General features: G+C 74.3%; 1 protein-coding gene. It reads left to right on the forward strand.

Annotated features, from left to right (window positions below):
• Positions 1 to 896, forward strand: an 896-nt coding sequence (locus AWZ10_RS31655; RefSeq protein ID WP_159058415.1) for a CHAT domain-containing protein, incomplete at both ends; no start/stop codon positions are given.

The following is an 896-nucleotide window of genomic DNA, read 5'->3' on the forward strand; positions in this document are numbered from 1 at the left end:
CCCCGCCGCGCCTCCGACCTCCCGGACCGGCTCGCGGGGACGAGCCTGGCCCGTACCGCGTGCGCGGTGGCGCTCGCCGCGGGCCGTACGGAGCAGGCGGCAGCGCTGCTGGAGCAGGGCCGGGCGGTGCTGATGGCGCAGGACCTCCAGGCCCGCAGCGATGTCTCCGACCTGGACGCGGTCCATCCGCAGGAGGCCCGTGAGTTCACCGCCCTCGCCCGTCGGCTGCGGGAGACAGAGTCGGATACGGATGCGGAGACGGCGGGCGCGCCGACCGGGCCCGGCGACGCCGCACGGATTCGGGAGCAGCACGAAGTGGCAGAGGAGTGGCAGCGGCTGCTGGCCCGAATCCGGGGGCTCGACGGCTTCGAGCACTTCCTGCTGCCGCCCAGCGCCGAGCAGATGCGGCGCGAGGCGAAGGAAGGGCCGATCGTCCTGATCAACATCGACCTGCTGCGCTCCGATGCCCTCGTCGTCACTGCCAAGGGCATCGAACTCGTGCGACTCGACGCCACCGAGGGGCGGCTTGCGCACACCGCACGGCGGTTCCTCACGGCGGTCTCCGTGGGGGCCGGCGAGTCGCGCGCCCAGCGCAAGGAAGCCGCCGCGACCGTGTTCGACACTCTCGAATGGCTGTGGGACACCATCGCGGAACCGGTGCTGGAGGCGGCGGGTCTGACCCGGCCGATCCCCGATGGCACCCCGCGCGGTGCGATACCGAGGCTGTGGTGGTCGGCGTCCGGGCCGCTGGCCCATCTGCCGCTGCACGCCGCCGGTCATCATCGGGCGGCGGCGCTCGGTGACGGGCGCTCGGTGCTGGACCGGGTCGCCTCCTCGTACACGCCGAGCATCAGGGCGCTGCGGCACGCCAGGCAGGCCCGGGCGGCGCGCGGCGG

It is taken from the genome of Streptomyces europaeiscabiei (assembly GCF_001550375.1).
In the GTDB taxonomy this organism is placed as follows: Bacteria; Actinomycetota; Actinomycetes; order Streptomycetales; family Streptomycetaceae; genus Streptomyces; species Streptomyces europaeiscabiei.